Below are 18,163 nucleotides of genomic sequence, written 5' to 3' on the forward strand. Positions count from 1 at the left end.
GTTCAGCCTTTGGTTTTGCGCGCCGACTCGGGGCCGAGCGGGTGATTGGCGTGCGGGTAGACCGGATGGCGGTGGTCGTGGCTGTGGTCATGACCATGATGATGATCGTGGTCATGCGGGTGCTCATGATCGTGATGATGGTGACTGTGGTGGTGAGCATGATGATCGTGATCGTCATGATGGTGATGATGATCGTGGTGGTGGTCATGGTGATGACCCGCCGCCTCAAGCCGACACAACCCGGTGCAGAAGGTATCGCAAAGCGTACAATCGGCCACGTTGGAACCCGGCGCAGAGGCTCCCTGCCCCTCGACATGGTGATGGTGGCTTTCCTGAACCGCGCCAAGCTCGGCTTCGAACCCCAACACCTCGGTGCGGTATTTACAGAGCACACAGGTCGGTGGCGGCACTTCGCTCAACGCCGGGTGGCCCTTGCCGTAGCGGGACAGATCGGCGGTGCGCTCGGTGGGGCTGATCTTGCGCGGTGCTTCCCCCTCGATGGAGAGAACCTGCGTGCGGTAGGGACAGATCCCGCAATTCGGCACTGGAATATCACCGTCCTGTTCGAGCACGCGTTCGGCGAAGGTTTCGAGCACTTTCGGATGGTCGTTGAGATAACCCGCCTTGACGAACTGAATGTCGGGATATTTGGCGGCGACCTGATCGGTGAAGCCATAGATGCGGTCGATCAGGATGCCGGTGAAAAGGAAATAGGGAAAGACGATGACACGTTTGTAGCCAAGCCTGGCGACATGTTGCAGGCAGGGTTCAACGAGCGGGAAGGTAACGCCGGAATAACCGATCTCGCACCAGCCAAAGCCCATGCCCTCCCAGAGAAGACGCGCGATCTTGGCGACATTGGCGTTGGCGTCCGGGTCGGAGGCGCCGCGACCGATGACCACAAGGCAGGTGTCGTGCAGAGGCAGTTCTCCCAAATCGGCATTGGCGCGGTCGACGGCATCCTGCACACGACCGGCGGCGGCGGCGATCATTTTCGGATCGACACCCAGTTCGCGGCCATAAGAGACCTCGATCCCATGCTTGGCGGCATAGGTGTTGAGCACCGTCGGAATGTCGTTTTTCGCATGCATCGCAGCAAAAAGCATCCCCGGCACGGCAAGGATGCGCTCGCACCCGGCCTCGCGCAGACGGTCGAGGCCATCGCGCAGCACGGGGTTGGCGAATTCCAGATAGCCGTAGTCCACGAGCCAGTCGGAGGGCAGCAAAGCGGGGAGTTTCTCCGCCAGAACGGCAAATTCGTCCACCGCAGCCTGGCTGCGGGAGCCATGGCCACAAATCATCACACCGGTTTTCATGGGATCAGACCTCTTGCGGCTCGACCTCGGCTTCCGCCTGCCCGGTCTCGTCCTCTTTCCTGCCCTTGATGGCGCCCCAGATCGCAATAGCGACAGCGGCCCCGATGGCAGCACCGGCAAGCCAGTGATTGTGACCGGCCATTTCGCCGATATGGCCCGGATGCGCGAGCGCCGGGGCGGCGAACAAAGTGAAAATGAGTGCAAGACTGCGAGTCATGGCATTTCCTTGTCTGTGGCCCCCATTTCGGGTCTGTGGGCCGTCGTGAATTCAAGGAGGCTGGGACGTCTGACGATGCTGCGCGTGATCCCCGGTTTGGGTCGATCCGCCACTGCCAACCTCTCTGGTCCCGTGTCGGGACGTCGTCATGCGTTCTCTATAGGCGGGGCCCGTGCTTCGCGCAAATGCTTTCGCTGTCGCAGCACCAACCTGTGCATGAGTGCACCATCACTGCGCTCGCAGGCCTGTTTGCACAGAAACGCAAAGTCTTTAGGTGAGCACCAAAGGCAAAAGGAGGCCCCGATGGGTTATCTGCAAGACGGCATCTGGCATGACCAGTGGTACGACACCAAATCTTCCGGTGGCCGGTTCCAGCGGACCACCACCGGCTTTCGCAACTGGATCACCCCGGACGGTGCCCCCGGCCCCTCGGGCACGGGTGGCTTCCGGGCGGAAAGCGGGCGCTATCACCTCTATGTCTCCTACGCCTGTCCCTGGGCGCACCGGGCGCTGATCTTTCGCGCCCTGAAAGGGCTTGAGGACCATATCTCCATCTCGGTCGTGCATCCCGATATGCTGAAGGACGGCTGGACCTTTGCAAGCGACTTTGCCGGGGCAACCGGAGATACACTTCTGGGCAAACGCTTTCTGCGTGAAATCTACACCGAAGCCGCCCCGCAGATGTCGGGCCGGGTGACAGTGCCGATCCTTTGGGACAAGAAGCGGAACACTATCGTCTCCAACGAATCCGCAGAGATCATCCGCATGTTCAATTCCGCCTTCGACGGGATCACCGGAAACGACCTCGACTTCTGGCCCGAAGAACTTCGCGACCAGATCGAACGCCTGAACGCTCGTGTCTATGACACGGTCAACAACGGCGTTTACAAGGCGGGCTTCGCCACCACGCAGGATGCTTATGACGAGGCCATCGAACCGCTGTTCGACAGTCTCGACTGGCTTGAAGGCATCCTGTCAGAAAGCCGGTATCTTACTGGCGATCATGTGACCGAAGCCGACTGGCGGTTGTTCACCACTTTGGTGCGTTTCGACAAGGTCTACCACACGCATTTCAAGTGTAACCGGCGGATGCTGAAAGACTATCCCAACCTCTGGGGCTACACCCGTGAACTGTACCAAACGCCCGGCGTGCGGGAGACCACACATTTCGACCATATCGTGCGGCATTATTATTTCAGTCACGACACGATCAATCCCAACCGGATCGTGCCTGTCACACCCGCGCTCAGCTTCGACGCGCCGCACGGACGCGCTTGACCTCGCTCAGGGCGCTGTCCTTGCCGTAATGCTCCACCATGGCAGTCAAATCTTCCAGATCGACCTTCTTGGGCAGGAAGGCGCAGGCATTCGCGACGTGTTGAAAAATCGACCCATCGGAGAAGAAACTCGAATTGGTGGTGAAGATCACCCGCGTGTCCGGATGGCGGTAATTGGCATAATCCGCGACAGCAAAGGCCGAGCCTTGCTCCAACACCAGATCGAGCACGATCAGATCCGGTGCGGAGTTCTGCAAACTCTCAATCGCCTCGTCCTGCCCGGCCACCAGCGTCACGCACATGCCTTGGCGTTCCAGATGGCGTTGCCAGACACGTCCAATGTCCGGGCTGCTTTCGACGATCAATACCTGCATGTTTCTTCTGCCGCCGGCCTCTGCCGCAAGCAACTCCGCTCAGCGCTGTTCGCGTGTCCTTGGATTCGATAGGCCACACTTAACGGAGCTTTAGTCGCTGGGTCAATCGACCCCGTCCCTGCCGTGCAGCGGAAAAGGCTAAGATTTTAGCTTGCACTCTGCGCGGGCTAGGGCAAAACACGGGATATGACAGAAAGCATCCCCAATTCCGCACAGACCTGGATCACGACCTGCGAAGGCTGCAAAGGCGCTGGCTGGGCGGAGCGGGGTGAGTCGCAAACCGATGGCGCGCGTCTGGCCGACGCCATCGAACGTCGCGCCGATCCGGCAGGGATCAGGACCCGACGGGTGAGTTGCACCATGGGATGCGAACGCGCCTGCAATGTGATTGTGCAAGCCGAAGGGAAAATCGGCTATTCCCTTGGAAAATTTGACGGAACCGAGGCGGATGCAGAGGCAATCGTGGCCTATGCACGGCTCCATGCCGCCTCAGCTACGGGGCAGGTTCCGTTCCGGGACTGGCCGCAGGGCGTCAAGGGACATTTCGTGTCACGGCAGGTGCCGCTGCCGGTTGAGGGAGATGCGGAAAGATGAGTCACCGGCGCGATCATGGCGGCGGGCTGGACGCCGCATTGGCCCGTTGGGGGGGGGAGAAATCCGACTGGATCGACCTCTCGACCGGCATCAATCCGGTGCCTTACCCCATCGGCGAGATTCCGCAAATCGTATGGAATGCGCTGCCGGATGCTGCGGCGCAAGATGCGCTGGTTCAGGCCGCGCACAGTTTCTGGCAGGTGCCCCATGGCGCCGCCGTGCTGGCCGCGCCCGGAGCATCGAGCCTGATCGCACGCCTGCCCGCGCTCTGGGCAGAGATGAGCAACCGGGGCAAGGTGGAGATTCAGCCACCGACCTATAACGAACATGCCGGAGCGTTCGAGGCTCATGGCTGGGAGGTCATGACCTCCGATCCGACGCGCAAAGCCAGCGTGCTGGTCGCGGTGCATCCGAACAATCCCGACGGGCGGCTTTGGCGGGACGAGGAATTCACCGCCCCCATAACGATCATCGACGAGAGTTTCTGTGATGTGATGCCCGAGGAAAGCCATATCGAACGGGTGCGGGACGGGCAGACGATTGTGCTCAAGAGCTTTGGCAAGTTCTGGGGACTGGCCGGGCTGCGTCTTGGCTTTGCCATCGGCGCACCGGAGTTGATCGACCGTCTCGCCACCTTGATCGGGCCATGGGCGGTGTCGGGACCGGCGCTTCTCGTTGGGACAGAAGCGTTGAACGATCCCGATTGGGCGATGCGCACACGGATCAGATTGGCACGAGATTCGGCGCGTTTGGATGAGATGATGGAGCGGAAAGGCGCGAATCTCGTGGGCGGCACCACGTTGTTCCGACTGTATGATGTGGGCGATGCCCATGCGGTGCAGAGCCGTCTGGCGGAGCATCATGTCTGGTCGCGGCTCTTCCCCTATTCTCGGCGCTGGCTGCGGCTTGGCTTTCCACCGCCCGATTGCTGGGAACAATTGGAAACGGCTTTGGAACACGCGCTTTGAGCACGGCACTGGCCCTCTGTTTCGCCATGGTGCTTGATGCCCTGTTCGGCGAACCGAAATGGCTCTGGGACCGGGTGCCGCATCCGGCGGTGCTGATGGGGCGCCTGATCGGCTGGGCCGATACGCGGTTCAATCGGGGTCCAGGGCGAAAAGCGAAAGGCGTCGTGCTGATGGCGGCGCTGGTGATTGGAGCAGCGGCGCTGGGGCTGGTGCTGCGGCAGATCCCTTTGATCGAAGTGCTTCTTGGCGCCATCCTTCTCGCCCAGAAATCGCTCATTGATCACGTGAAGGCCGTGACGCGCGGGCTGGAGACCTCTCTCGACGCGGGACGCCATGCGGTGTCGATGATCGTCGGGCGGGACACCTCTGACATGGATAAACCCGCCGTCGCGCGCGGGGCCATCGAGTCGGCGGCAGAGAATTTCTCCGACGGGGTGATCGCACCTGCGTTTTGGTTCCTCATCGCGGGATTGCCGGGCATTCTGGTCTACAAGGTGGTGAACACCGGCGACAGTATGATCGGCTATCGCACCGAACGGCATCGCGATTTCGGCTGGGCAGCGGCGCGACTGGACGATGTGCTGAACCTGATCCCGGCACGGCTCACGGCGCTTTTGCTGTTTCCCTGGGGCAAGCCGCTGTCGCTTTGGCGCGAGATCGTAACAGAAGCCCATCGCCACCGTTCCCCGAATGCCGGCTGGCCCGAGGCCGCCCTGTCACGCAGTCTTGGCGTCGCACTGTCCGGACCACGCGCCTATCATGGCGAGATGCGCGACTACCCTTGGGTCAACCCCGAGGGACGCGAAGCCACTACGCGCGACATCGACGCCGCCTGTGTGCGGCTTTGGGCCGCTTGGGCTTTTGTTCTAATCTGCGTCGCCATTCTGTCATTTGCCTGACACCGACCTGCCCGCTATCTTGCCCGTCAACATGACTTTAAAAGGTAACCCTATGCGTCTTCACGTCGGCTCTCTGGGCCTCATTCTCGCTCTCTCCCTCGCCTCCCCCGCTTTCGCGGACGTACCCTGCGGCGGAAATTTTTCAAGCTTCGTCAACCAGATGAAGCAATCCGCCCTGCAACAGGGTCATTCGAAAGCAGCCGTCGATCAGTTCTTCGCCTACGCCCGCCAAGACCCCGCCGTGATCAAGGCCGACCGCGCGCAGGGCGTGTTTCAGAAGAATTTCATCGACTTCTCCCGCGCCCTCATCAGTCAGAACCGGATGCAGAACGGCGCAGCCAATGCGGCGAAATACAAAAGCGTATTTGATCGGATCGAACGCGACTATGGCGTTTCGCGCGGGGTGCTTTTGGCGTTCTGGGCGCTGGAGACCGATTTCGGGCAGGTGCAGGGCAATTTCAACACGCTGAATGCGCTGATGACCCTGTCGCATGACTGCCGCCGCCCGGAACTGTTCCAGCCACAGGTCTTTGCCGCGCTGACACTTTTCGAGCATGGCGATTTCGACCCGGTGACCACGCAAGGCGCCTGGGCCGGGGAGATCGGCATGGTGCAGATGCTGCCGAAAGACATCCTTGAAAATGGCGTCGATGGCGACGGGGACGGCCATGTACGGCTCAAGACCTCCGCGCCGGATGCCCTGATGTCCGGGGCGAAAATGCTGCGGCATCTGGGCTGGCGGGCGCATGAGCCGTGGCTTCAGGAGATCGTGGTACCCGCAAATCTCGACTGGTCGAAAACCGGGCTTAATCACAAGATGACGGTCAACCAATGGGCCAAACTGGGCGTGAAGGCCCGCAGTGGGTCGCTTGGCAATGGCAATTTGCAGGCTTCTGTGTTGCTGCCGATGGGGCGCAATGGTCCGGCCTTTCTCGCCTATCCGAATTTCGAGGTCTATTTCGAATGGAACAAGAGCTTTGTCTACGTGACGACAGCGGCCTATTTCGCCACCCGTCTCGAAGGCGCACCAGTCTATAGTGTGGGCAATCCCGACGCGGGTCTCGCAGGCGCGCAGATGAAACAGTTGCAACAGAAGCTCGCCAACATGGGCTACGATGTCGGCGGCATCGACGGCATTCTGGGCGAAAAGACCCGTGAAGCGGTGCAGAACGTACAAGAAAAGCTCGGACTGCCCGCCGACGCCTGGCCGACGCCTGCGCTCTTGTCCAAGCTTTAAGTGCACAGGTGAAGTGTACAGGGGCTGTGCCTCGCAGCCCCTTGTCTTTTCCTGAGTGAAATACTTTTTTTGAGCAACGCGTCGCAACGCCCACAACAAAGGAATGTCCGATGGACGCCCCTACGATCCGCCGCATGCGGCACGAATTGAAATTCCGCGAGTTGACCGTAGCCAACACCAAGCGGCTGACCCCGCATATGATCCGCATGACCCTCACTGGCGTGGATCTTGCCGATTTCGCCAGCGGATCGTTCGATGACCACATCAAGGTTTTCATCCCCGGCGAGGGCGAACCTGCAAAGCGCGACTATACCCCGCGCCGCTTCGATGCAGACGCGCAGGAACTGGTGATCGACTTTGCCGACCATGGCGAGGGGCCTGCCGCAAGCTGGGCTCGGACAGTGAAACCGGGCAGCACGGTGCAGATCGGTGGCCCGCGCGGGTCTCGCGTGATCGAAGGTGAGATCGCGCATTGGGCCCTGATCGGCGATGAAACCGCACTTCCGGCGATGGGACGCAAGCTTGAGGAGCTGCCCAAGGGGGTCAAAGCCACAATGATCGCCGCCGTGCCAGGGCCGGAAGATGAGCAAGTTATCGAAAGTCAGGCCGATGTCACGATCCACTGGTTGCACCGCCCGCTGAGCGAGGCGACGGAGGCTAAACCTTTCCTTGACGTTTTGCCGCAGATTGAGTTGATCCCCGACACCTTCGTCTGGATCGCGACCGAGGCCGAAATTGCCAAACACCTACGCGAGGCTGTGCTGGCGATGGGACACCCCTTGCCCTGACTAAAAGCCGCTGGCTATTGGATCAATGGCGAGGCGGAAGCTTCGATCAAGAATCTGGATGCACCAGCCGGAGACCATGGCGGTGGCGACATGGGGCGCGGTTAACCATGTTTATCGCACATTCCCAAGCGTGCTTTACGATTTGGTAAGGAATCTGTTAGAGTCTAAACTAGCGAAATGAGACATCCAGTGTCATCATCCAAATGCCCCGGCGGAGTGGCTTCTCCGCCGGGGCTCTCTTTTTCGGATTATAACCCGATCCAGAGCCGGATGATGGCCAACACGAGCGTTGCCGCCGCAATAATCACCATCCATTTACGAAATGATTTCTCTTCCAGTATCATCACCTCCTGACACCGCAATGGGTTGCGGTATCGTCAGAATTAGAGTCGAATTGTTGGAAAAGTCTTAAGAGTCCGCGCAACACCCGGTTCACGCAACAAGCGCCTCGGCCTTTTTCAGGTCCACCGACACCAGTTGTGACACCCCCTGTTCCTGCATGGTCACGCCGAACAGGCGATCCATGCGGGCCATAGTCACGGCGTGGTGGGTGATCACCAGAAAGCGCGTGTCGGTGCGCTGGGTCATCTCGTCGAGCATGTCGCAGAACCGCGTCACGTTGGCGTCGTCCAAGGGCGCATCGACCTCGTCCAGCACACAGATAGGCGCCGGGTTGGCCATGAACACGGCGAAGATCAGAGCCAGCGCAGTCAGCGTCTGTTCCCCACCCGAGAGGAGCGACAGGGTGGAGAGTTTCTTACCCGGAGGCTGGCACATGATCTCAAGCCCGGCCTCTAGGGGATCGTCGCTTTCGACCATCATGAGACGCGCTTCGCCACCACCGAAGAGATGGGTGAAAAGCATGGAAAAATTGCTGTTCACCTGTTCGAAAGCGGTCAGCAAACGCTCCCGCCCCTCGCGATTCAACGACGCGATGCCCGAACGCAGCGTCTTGATCGCTTCTTCCAGGTCGTCTTTTTCTTTCACAAGGGTATCGTGTTCCTCACGGACCTCTTTCGCGTCTTCCTCCGCCCGCAGGTTGACCGCCCCGAGACTGTCGCGCAGACGTTTCAGACGGTTCACATCCACCTCGATTTCGCTGTGGGGCGGGATTTTCTCCGGGTCGACGGCCAGTTCTTCCAAAAGCTTCGCGGGCGTCGTTTCCAACTCCTCGCGGATGCGCTCTATCGCGGCCCCCACTGTCTCCTTCGCCGCATCCCGGCGGGCCTCGGCGGCGGCGCGGGTTTCGCGCGCCTCGGAAGCCAGACGCTCCGCCTCACGCTCCGCATGAACCGCTTCGCGCAGGCTCTCTTCGGCCACCGCAAGCGCATCGGACGCCCGTTTACGCCGATGCTCCGCCTCCTCGATCTGCGCCATCAGAGCCTCGCGTTTCTCCGCGATTTCCTCGGGCTGGGCTGCGGCCTCGTAAAGCTCTTCCTCGGTCGCTTCCTTGCGATCCTGAAGCTCCGCAATGCGCTTGCCCGCAGTCTCAAGACGGTGCCGCCAGCCGGACAGTTCCTTGGTCACTTCCTGAGAGCGCCGGGTGCGGGCCTCACCTTCGCGGCGAATTTCGTCATGAGACGAACGCTTCGTCATCATGGTGATCCGCGCCGCCTCTACGGCGAGCTTGACCTCTTCGATCTCGGACCGGGCAACCTCCAAATCAGGCAAGTCCTTGACCGCTTTCTCCGCCTCGCGCAACCGCTGCTCCGCTCCCCGCGCCTCTTCTTCGTGACGCGCCACCGCAAGGCCGAGATTTTCGACCTTACCTTCGGCGAGGGTCTTTTCATTCTCGACCTTCGAGAGCGTCCGCGCCGCTTCCGACATCGCACGATCCGCGTCGCGGCGGGCCTCGCGGGCCAGACGGTCGGCTTCGGTCAGACGGGCCAGTTCCGCTTTCAGATGCTCATGCGCCTGCGCGGCGCCATCCGCCTTGGCTTCTGCGGCGACGAGGTCCTGTTTCAAATCCTCAAGCCGGTTGAGCTGTTGCAGGCGCAGAGCGGCTGCGGAGGGCGCATCCTCCGCACCGGCACGATAGCCGTCCCAGCGCCACATATCGCCCTCGACGGAAACAAGCCGTTGGCCGGGTTCGAGATCGGCCTGAAGCCGCGCGCCATCTTCGGCGCGCACGAGACCGATCTGCGCCAGACGACGCCTTAGTACCGGCGGCGCTGTAACGTAATCTTCCAGCGGCTCAACCCCGTTGGGCAGGTCTTGATCATCGGAGTAATCAGGCAATGTAACCCAACCGGAGGCCTGATAGGCTTCAATCGCGGGCTGTCGCAAATCATCAGAAAGCGCTGCACCGAGCGCTTTTTCATATCCTGGTTTGACCTTAATGAGATCGAGCAACTGCTTGCCGCCGATCTGGTCGCGGTCGAGCATTTTCGCCAAAGCCCCTACTTCGGCCTTGAGCGCCCCGACCTCACCCTCCGCCTCGGAACGCGCAGCACGCGCCAGAGCCTCGCGAGATTGCGCCTCTGTCCGGGCATCATCCGCCTCGATCAACATCGCCTCCGCCTCTTCGGCGCGGGCGATGGCCTCTTCCTGACTAACTTCGGCCTCTTCCAACGCCTCGGCAGAGCGCACCAGCGTTTGGCGCGCCTCATCGACGGCGCCACGGGCGCGATCCGCCTCATCCCTCGCGCGGTCCAGCGTCTTGCGATTGTCCTCGACCAGACGGTTCGCGGATTGATGGCGGGCCGCGAGACGAGCCACGTCTTCGGTCATCTGGGTCAGGGCCGTTTCGCGATCCGCCAAAATCTGGCTGGCCTCAGAAGCCTCCGCTGCCGCTTCGAGCAGGCGCGGCTCATGGCCGTCGGCGGCTTTGATCAGCTCGCGCTGCTCCCATTCGAGCCGCGCAATGGTTTCACCCGCATCCTTGTTGAGCTGCTCCTCTCGCGCCATGTCGGCGACCAGTTGGTCGATCCGGCGCGACAGGGTTTCGATCATCTCGCGGGCACGACGTTCCTCGTCGGAGAGCTGATCGCGGGACACGGTCAGACGCTGCAACACCGCCGCTGCGATGGCCTCCTCCTCACGGAGCGGCGGCAGGGATTCTTCCAGGCCTTCGCGTTGCTTGGCGGCGTCGCGGGCGAGACGTTCGGCCTCGGAGGCCTGTTTCAACCGGGTGCGCAGAATGTCTTCTGCCTCGGCCCGCGCCTGATCGGCATCGCGCCAGCGACGATAATGCAAAAGCCCCTCGGCATGGCGCAACTCGGTGCCGATCTCGCGATAGCGCGCCGCCTGACGCGCCTGACGCGCGAGCGAGGCAAGCTGACTGGCAAGCTGTTCGATCACGTCATCGACGCGAGCGAGGTTGGTCTCGGCCCCCTTGAGTTTCAACTCCGCCTCGTGACGGCGCTGATAAAGACCGGAAATCCCGGCGGCCTCTTCGAGAATACGACGACGCGCTTTGGGTTTGGCGTTGATCAGCTCGGATATCTGCCCCTGCCGCACAAGCGCGGGCGAATGCGCGCCGGTCGAAGCGTCGGCAAACAGCATGGAAACGTCACGGGCACGCACGTCCTTCGAATTCACCTTATAGGCGGAACCGGCATCGCGGGTGATCCGACGGATGATCTCGACCGAGTCGCTGTCGTTGAAGCCCGCAGGAGCAAGGCGCTCTGAGTTGTCGATCATCAGACAGACTTCGGCGAAGTTGCGTGCCGGGCGCGAGGCGGCTCCCGCGAAGATCACGTCTTCCATTCCCGCGCCGCGCATCGCCTTGGGACGGTTCTCGCCCATCACCCAGCGCAACGCTTCGAGAAGGTTCGACTTGCCACAGCCGTTCGGGCCGACAACCCCCGTCAGCCCATCCGCGATCACAAGATCGGTGGGGTCCACAAAGCTTTTGAAGCCATTGAGACGCAGACGGGTGAAACGCAAAGGGGCCTCTTTCTGATTCCTTTTAACGGAAAATTCTTCGGGAGGTGGACGCCGGAGTCAACGGGGACACCCCGAGATATGGGGAAAACGGTGAAGTTATCCACAAAATATCGCCAATCTTCGAGAAATGACTAGGTTAACCTACGGGGGCAGAGGGCTAAAACGCTTGACCATACCATCGCGCACGCGCCAAATAGGCGCGTCATGGTTCCCCGACAAAGACGCATGAGCGTTCGGGGAGAAATGGGAATGTGGTGCGTGTGATCCACCCCGGAGCACAAGGCCACAGCCGCCCCCGCGACTGTAAGCGGAGAGTGCCCGTCGGCATACCACTGAGGGAAACCTTGGGAAGGTGACGAGAGCGCTTTGACCCGCGAGCCAGGAGACCAGCCCTGACCACATAACTCAACCCGCCGACGGGGATGTCGGCTATGGAGGATGTTTCGATGCATATCGAACCCGGTATTGTCACCGGTGCGAAGATCGCACTGTCTTATGCCACCGCTGCGGGCGCTGGCCTTTACACTCTCAAGGAAAGTATCGGCGCGTTGCGCGATCAGGGCGCGGGGTCGTTTCTGGCCCGGACCGTGATTTCGACCGCCGCCGTATTCGTGTTCTTTCAGGTTTTACCGCATTATCCAGTGGGGGTTTCCGAGGTTCACCTGATCCTCGGCTCCACGTTGTTCCTGCTGTTCGGGGCGGCCCCTGCGGCACTCGGTCTGGCGCTCGGGCTTCTGGCGCAGGGCGTGTTTTTCGCCCCCTTCGATCTGCCGCAATACGGGATGAACGTCACCACGCTTCTGGTGCCGCTTTTCGGGATCAAGGCGGTCGCGAACCGCATCATTGCGCCCGATACCGCCTATGCGGATGTCTCCTACAAACAGGCGCTGGCGCTTTCCACCACCTATCAGGCGGGGATCGTGCTCTGGGTCGGGTTCTGGGCCTTTTACGGTCAGGGTTTCTCTGCGGAAAGCCTTGCGGCAGTCGGCATGTTCGGCGGAGCCTACATGACCGTCATCATCCTTGAGCCGCTGGTGGATCTGGCCGTTCTGGCAGGCGCGAAAGCGATCAGGGGGCTGGGCAAGACCGGTCTCGTGTCCTCGCGCACTCTCGCGGCCTAAGCATATGACGCCGGGGCCTGTGGTCCCGGCGGTTTCCCAAAGGATAGTGATATGGCAGCGAAAATTCCTGCAACCGTTGTGACGGGGTTTCTCGGCGCGGGCAAAACCACGCTGATCCGGCACATGCTGGCCAATGCGAATGGCAAGCGGATCGCCCTGATCATCAACGAATTCGGCGATCTCGGGATTGACGGAGATATTCTCAAAGGCTGCGGCGACGCGAGCTGTTCCGACGAAGATGTAATGGAGCTGTCGAACGGCTGTATCTGTTGCACCGTCGCCGATGAGTTCATCCCGACGATGCAAAAACTCCTGGAGCGCGAGGACAAGCCCGATCACATCGTCATCGAGACCTCCGGGCTCGCCCTGCCGCAACCTCTGGTGCGGGCGTTCAACTGGCCGGAGATTTCAACGAAAGTCACCGTCGACGGCGTCGTGACCGTGGTCGATGGCAAAGCGGTGGACGAGGGCCGGTTTGCCCATAATGTCGCCGCCGTGGATGCGCAGCGCAAGCTGGACGAAAACCTCGACCACGAAACGCCGCTCTCGGAGTTGTTCGAGGATCAGATCGCCTGTGCCGACATGATCGTGGTGAACAAGGCGGATCTTTTGGGCGAGGATCAGGCGGAAGCTCTGGTCACGAAACTCAAGGACGAGGCTCGGGAAGGCGTGCATGTGCTCCGCTCGACCATGGGGGCTTTGCCTGTCGATGTGCTCTTAGGTCAGGGGATCGGCGCGGAGGGCGATCTTGAGGCGCGTGGCGAGGTACATCATCACCATCACGACGACGATCATGAGCATGATGACGATCATCATCATGAACACGGCCACGACGAATTCGAGAGCTTCGTGGTGATCCGCCCCGAAATCGAAGACCCGAAAGCCTTTGTCGAACAGATCGCCGAAGTGATCCGGGAACACGACATTCTGCGGCTCAAGGGCTTCGTCGCGGTCAAGGGCAAACCGATGCGTCTCACGGTGCAGGCCGTCGGCCCGCGCGTCGACAGCTATTTCGATCAGCCCTTCGGCACCGCACCCCGCCTGTCGCAACTTGTCGTCATCGGTGAAGCGGGGCTTGACCGCACCATGATCGAAGCGGCCCTGAAAGCATAAGGGAAGGCCGTTACTCGGCCTTCTTCTTCTCCGCCGCCGCTTTCATTCGCGCCAGCAACTCGGCTTTCGGGGCCTGTTTGCCTTTGGGTTGTTGGCGTTTGTGTTCACCGTGTTTCGGAGCGCCGGAGGCTTTCTTCGGCCCACCCATTTTCGAATAATCCATCGGAGACCTCTTTGGAGTTTTCCGAGCAATGCCCCGAAACGCGGGGCGTGACAAGGAGAAGCGATACATCTGCTCGCCGCCACCCCCGGTTCCATCGACGACGGCAGCGAGGCCGTGGATTTGGGCCAGACGCCCGCCGATCTCGTGGTGATCTCGGCGGCGGATACGGAGCTTGCGCTTTTGTCGGAAGCGCGGGTGGCGATGGCGGATGCACTCTCCCTGCGGTTGGCCTCCTTGATGCATCTACGCCATCCGATGTCGGTCGATCTGCATCTCGACACCTGCGCCACGCGGTCCCGGATGGTGATCGCCCGTGTACTCGGCGGGGCAGGCTATTGGAAATACGGTCTCGAACAATATGCCGCGCGATTGCATGAGGCGGGCGTCGCCTTTGTCGCGCTGCCCGGCGATGACAAGCCCGATGCGGAACTGGCGGCGCTCTCGACCGTCTCAACCGAAGATTACCACCGCCTCTGGTCTTATCTGACCGAGGGCGGGGCGGAAAACGCGGTTGGATTTCTGGCCTATGCCCGTGCGATGCTCGACGGTGGTGAAAAGCCCGCCTCCGCCAAGCAGCTTCTGCGCGCAGGGATTTATTGGCCGGGGAAGGGCGTCGTGGATCTCGACCGACTCGCACAGGGCTGGACCGAGGGCGCGCCGGTTGTGCCACTGGTGTTTTACCGCGCATTGGTTCAGGGTGCGGGGCTTGGCCCGATCAACGCACTGGTGAAAGCGCTTTTGGCGCAGGGCCTGAATCCCCTACCCGTCTTTGTCGCCTCCCTGAAAGACCCGGTGTCTGCCGCCACTCTGGAAAGCCTTTTCCAGAACGCCCCACCGGATGTCATCCTGAACTGCACCGCCTTTGCCGTCGGAACACCGGAGAGCGGCGGTACGGAAACACCGCTGAGCAATGCTGCCACGAACGGAGCGCCGGTGTTTCAGGTCGTGCTGGCAGGGTCATCGCATGAGGCGTGGGAAGCGGGCACCTCCGGACTTTCGGCGCGCGACATCGCAATGAACGTCGCGCTGCCGGAGGTGGACGGGCGGGTGATGACCCGTGCCGTGTCCTTCAAGGGTGAGGCCTATCGCGATACGGCAACGGAATGCACCATCGCGACCTACCGCGCGGAAGAGAGCCGCATCGCGTTCGTTGCGGAACTGGCGGCGAACTGGGCTCACCTGCGCCGCACCCCGCGCCCCATGCGCAAAGTTGCGCTGGTGCTGGCGAACTATCCGAACAAGGACGGACGACTTGCCAATGGGGTCGGTCTCGACACCCCCGCCGCGACGGTGAACGCGCTGCACAGGCTGGCGGAAGAGGGCTATGTCATCGACACGCCGCCAAAGGACAGCGATGCCCTGATGCAGCAGATCATGAACGGGCCAACCAACTGGCTCACCGACCGCGCGGCGCGGGAGGGGGGCGTTCGGCTGTCGCTGGTGGCATATCGTGCAGAGTACGACACCCTGCCCGACGCGGTGCGGCAACAAATCGAGGAGAGGTGGGGCCAACCCGAAGACGATCCCTTCTTCACGCAAGACGGCTTCGCCCTCTCGATCCTCCCCTTCGGCAACGCGCTCGTAGGTATCCAGCCCGCACGCGGCTATAATATCGACCCGACGGAGACCTACCATTCCCCGGACCTCGTGCCACCGCACAATTACCTCGCCTTCTATTTCTACCTGCGCCACAGCTTTGGCGCGCAAGCCATCGTGCATATGGGCAAGCATGGCAATATGGAATGGCTGCCGGGCAAGGCGGTCGCGCTGTCGGAGACCTGTCTGCCCGAGGCGGTCTTTGGCCCGACCCCGCATCTTTACCCGTTCATCGTCAACGATCCGGGCGAGGGAACGCAGGCAAAGCGCCGGGCGCAGGCCGTGATCATCGACCACCTCACCCCACCTCTGACCCGTGCGGAGACCTATGGCCCGCTGCGCGATCTGGAGGCCTTGGTGGACGAATATTTCGAGGCGGCGGGCGTCGATCCGCGCCGGATCGCGACGCTGCGCCATGAGATTTTGAGTCTCAGTTCCGTGACCGGTCTGGACCGCGATGTCGGCATGAGCGGGGCGGATGACGAAAGCGATCTGGCAAAGCTCGACGCCTATCTTTGCGACCTCAAAGAGGCGCAAATTCGCGACGGGTTGCACATTTTCGGCACCGCCCCCGAAGGGCGTCTGGCCCGCGATCTGGCGCTTGCGCTCGTGCGGGTGCCGCGCGGGGATGGCAAGGGGCGCAATGCCTCCTTCATTCGGGCGATTGCACTGGATTTGGGGCTGAGTTTCGATCCGCTCGATTGCGATATGGCGAAGGTTTTTGATCAAAATCGACCCAAATGTCTGGCCGAGGTCAGCCCGGACACATGGCGAACCTATGGCGATACGGTCGAACGTCTGGAACTTTATGCGGGGAACCTTCTGGATGAGGGCACAGACGCCCCCGGTCCCGCATCGCAAACGGTGCTCGACGCATTGCGCAAAGAGACCATGCCAACGGTGGCCGCCTGTGGCCCCGCGGAGATGAACGCGCTCCTGACCGGACTGGACGGGCGGTTCGTGCCTCCCGGACCTTCCGGCGCGCCAACGCGCGGGCGGCTGGATGTGTTGCCGACCGGCAAGAATTTCTATTCCGTCGACGCTCGTGCCGTGCCGACCCAAACCGCATGGCAGTTGGGCTGGAAATCCGCCAACCTTCTGATCGAGCGGCATTTGCAGGAACATGGCGACTGGCCGCGCGCTATGCTGATCACCGCATGGGGCACGGCGAACATGCGCACGGGCGGCGATGATATTGCGCAGGCGCTCGCGCTCATGGGGATCAAACCGACGTGGGATACGATGTCGCGCCGCGTCACCGGGTTCGAGATTCTGCCCGCCTCGGTACTGGGCCGTCCGCGTGTCGATGTGACGCTGCGGATTTCGGGCTTCTTCCGCGATGCCTTCCCGCAATTGATCGCCCTCGTAGACAGTGCCGCACGGGCGGTTCAAGCGCTCGATGAGCCTGAAGAGGACAACCCGGCGGCCGCGCGGGCGCGGCGTGGCGCGGGCAAATCCCGTGTGTTCGGGGCGAAACCGGGGGCTTATGGCGCGGGGCTTCAGGCGATGATCGACGAGCGGATCTGGACCGACAAGGCCGATCTGGCGGAAGCCTATCTTGAGTGGGGCGGCTATGCTTATGGCACGGCGCAGGAAGGCGTGCAGGATCGCGCGGGGTTCGAAGCACGATTGTCCGAGGTCGAGGCCATCGTGCAGAATCAGGACAACCGCGAACACGACCTTCTGGACAGCGACGATTATTACCAGTTCGAAGGCGGCGCGGCGGCCGCCGTGGTGACACTTCAGGGCCGTGATCGCCCGATCTACCACAACGACCATTCGCGACCGGAACGCCCGGTGATCCGCACGCTCGACGAGGAAATCGGCCGGGTGGTGCGGTCGCGCGTGGTCAATCCGAAATGGATCGAGGGCGTCAAGCGGCATGGCTATAAGGGCGCGTTCGAGATCGCCGCAACGGTGGATTACATGTTCGCTTTCGCCGCCACGACCCATGCGGTGAAGGACCATCATTTCGATCTGGTGCATACGGCCTTTATCGAAGACGATGACACGCGCGACTTTATCGCAGAGCACAATGCGCCCGCACTGCGCGAGATCGCGGAGCGGCTGATCGAGGCGATGGAGCGCGGATTGTGGCGGCCCCGGTCGAATTCGGCACGGGGGCTTTTGGAGAGACTCAGATGACATCGGAACAGATTGCCCCGGAGGATGCGCGGGTAACTGAGGCACTGAACCTGATCCGCACGACCTTTGCCGGAATGGAGGGACGGATCGACCCGCCTTCTTCCATGCATAGGATGACGTTTGAGAGCCTGCGCGAGGATGCGCGGACCAAGGAGCTTTGGGGCATCGGCACCCCGCTTGTCGCCTGCGTGATCCTGACGGAAAAGCCCGGGCGGCTTTACATCGGGAAACTGGCCGTGGCGGAAGAGGCGCAAGGCAAGGGGTTGGCACGAGCGTTGATCGGGATGGCCGAAAAGCGGGCCAAAGAATTGGGACTGAACCGTTTGGAATTGGAAACCCGGGTGGAGTTGACGGAGAACCATGCGGTGTTCACCCGGCTCGGCTTTGTCGAGACCGGGCGCAAGGCCCATGCGGGCTATGATCGTCCGACCTCGATCACTTTTCAGAAGCAAATCTAGGGATCATCC

General features: G+C 61.6%; 15 protein-coding genes and 1 riboswitch. Of the genes, 10 read left to right on the forward strand and 5 right to left on the reverse strand.

What is annotated here, in order from left to right:
- Positions 1-2: 2 nt before the first annotated feature.
- Both C8N42_RS05045 and C8N42_RS05050 read right to left on the reverse strand, forming a co-directional pair.
- Entirely contained in the window at positions 3-1,316 is a 1,314-nt protein-coding gene (locus C8N42_RS05045; protein ID WP_107815461.1) for a sirohydrochlorin chelatase, read from the reverse strand.
- Positions 1,317-1,320: 4 nt separating this feature from the next.
- Complete coding sequence (locus C8N42_RS05050; protein ID WP_107815462.1) at positions 1,321-1,533, reverse strand: DUF6732 family protein; 213 nt, start codon at positions 1,531-1,533, stop codon at positions 1,321-1,323.
- Between the two features lie 303 nt (positions 1,534-1,836).
- On the opposite strand from C8N42_RS05050, the gene C8N42_RS05055 reads away from it, so the two are divergent.
- A complete protein-coding gene (locus C8N42_RS05055; RefSeq protein ID WP_107815463.1) occupies positions 1,837-2,811 on the forward strand; it encodes a glutathione S-transferase family protein in 975 nt (324 codons plus the stop codon).
- On the opposite strand, the gene C8N42_RS05060 is transcribed toward C8N42_RS05055, so the two are convergent.
- On the reverse strand, positions 2,780-3,184 hold the full coding sequence (locus tag C8N42_RS05060; protein ID WP_107815464.1) for a response regulator transcription factor: 405 nt from the start codon (positions 3,182-3,184) through the stop codon (positions 2,780-2,782). The genes C8N42_RS05055 and C8N42_RS05060 overlap by 32 nt on opposite strands.
- A gap of 186 nt (positions 3,185-3,370) precedes the next feature.
- Here C8N42_RS05060 and C8N42_RS05065 point away from each other — a divergent pair, with 186 nt between their 5' ends.
- The 5 genes from C8N42_RS05065 (at position 3,371) to C8N42_RS05085 (ending at position 7,670) form a co-directional block, all read left to right on the forward strand.
- A complete protein-coding gene (locus C8N42_RS05065) occupies positions 3,371-3,778 on the forward strand; it encodes a DUF1636 family protein (RefSeq protein ID WP_107815465.1) in 408 nt (135 codons plus the stop codon).
- Positions 3,775-4,746: a threonine-phosphate decarboxylase gene (locus C8N42_RS05070; RefSeq protein WP_107815466.1), complete on the forward strand. Its 972-nt coding sequence runs from the start codon at positions 3,775-3,777 to the stop codon at positions 4,744-4,746. The genes C8N42_RS05065 and C8N42_RS05070 overlap by 4 nt, the downstream gene beginning before the upstream one ends.
- The gene (cbiB, locus tag C8N42_RS05075) at positions 4,743-5,645 is read left to right on the forward strand and encodes an adenosylcobinamide-phosphate synthase CbiB (RefSeq protein ID WP_107815467.1); all 903 of its coding nucleotides are present in this window, start codon (positions 4,743-4,745) and stop codon (positions 5,643-5,645) included. Before C8N42_RS05070 ends, cbiB begins: the two co-directional genes overlap by 4 nt.
- Positions 5,646-5,697: 52 nt before the next feature.
- Positions 5,698-6,882, forward strand: a complete 1,185-nt coding sequence (locus C8N42_RS05080; protein ID WP_107815468.1) for a lytic murein transglycosylase — start codon at positions 5,698-5,700, stop codon at positions 6,880-6,882.
- Positions 6,883-6,992: 110 nt separating this feature from the next.
- A complete protein-coding gene (locus C8N42_RS05085) occupies positions 6,993-7,670 on the forward strand; it encodes a siderophore-interacting protein (RefSeq protein ID WP_107815469.1) in 678 nt (225 codons plus the stop codon).
- 432 nt (positions 7,671-8,102) lie between these two features.
- Here the strand turns inward: C8N42_RS05085 and smc are convergent, their stop codons facing one another.
- Entirely contained in the window at positions 8,103-11,558 is a 3,456-nt protein-coding gene (gene smc, locus C8N42_RS05090) for a chromosome segregation protein SMC (protein ID WP_107815470.1), read from the reverse strand.
- 188 nt (positions 11,559-11,746) lie between these two features.
- Positions 11,747-11,967, forward strand: a riboswitch (cobalamin riboswitch).
- 37 nt (positions 11,968-12,004) lie between these two features.
- Here smc and C8N42_RS05095 point away from each other — a divergent pair.
- The gene (locus C8N42_RS05095) at positions 12,005-12,679 is read left to right on the forward strand and encodes an energy-coupling factor ABC transporter permease (protein WP_107815699.1); all 675 of its coding nucleotides are present in this window, start codon (positions 12,005-12,007) and stop codon (positions 12,677-12,679) included.
- A 51-nt stretch (positions 12,680-12,730) separates the two neighbouring features.
- Positions 12,731-13,792: a cobalamin biosynthesis protein CobW gene (cobW, locus tag C8N42_RS05100; protein WP_107815471.1), complete on the forward strand. Its 1,062-nt coding sequence runs from the start codon at positions 12,731-12,733 to the stop codon at positions 13,790-13,792.
- A 10-nt stretch (positions 13,793-13,802) separates the two neighbouring features.
- Here the strand turns inward: cobW and C8N42_RS21550 are convergent, their stop codons facing one another.
- Entirely contained in the window at positions 13,803-13,955 is a 153-nt protein-coding gene (locus tag C8N42_RS21550; RefSeq protein WP_170109215.1) for a hypothetical protein, read from the reverse strand.
- 63 nt (positions 13,956-14,018) lie between these two features.
- Here C8N42_RS21550 and cobN point away from each other — a divergent pair, with 63 nt between their 5' ends.
- On the forward strand, positions 14,019-17,696 hold the full coding sequence (cobN, locus tag C8N42_RS05105) for a cobaltochelatase subunit CobN (RefSeq protein WP_107815472.1): 3,678 nt from the start codon (positions 14,019-14,021) through the stop codon (positions 17,694-17,696).
- Entirely contained in the window at positions 17,693-18,154 is a 462-nt protein-coding gene (locus C8N42_RS05110; RefSeq protein ID WP_107815473.1) for a GNAT family N-acetyltransferase, read from the forward strand. Before cobN ends, C8N42_RS05110 begins: the two co-directional genes overlap by 4 nt.
- The last annotated feature ends 9 nt before the right edge of the window (positions 18,155-18,163 follow it).

The sequence above is a fragment of the Celeribacter persicus genome (assembly GCF_003050785.1).
Classification (GTDB): Bacteria; Pseudomonadota; Alphaproteobacteria; order Rhodobacterales; family Rhodobacteraceae; genus Celeribacter; species Celeribacter persicus.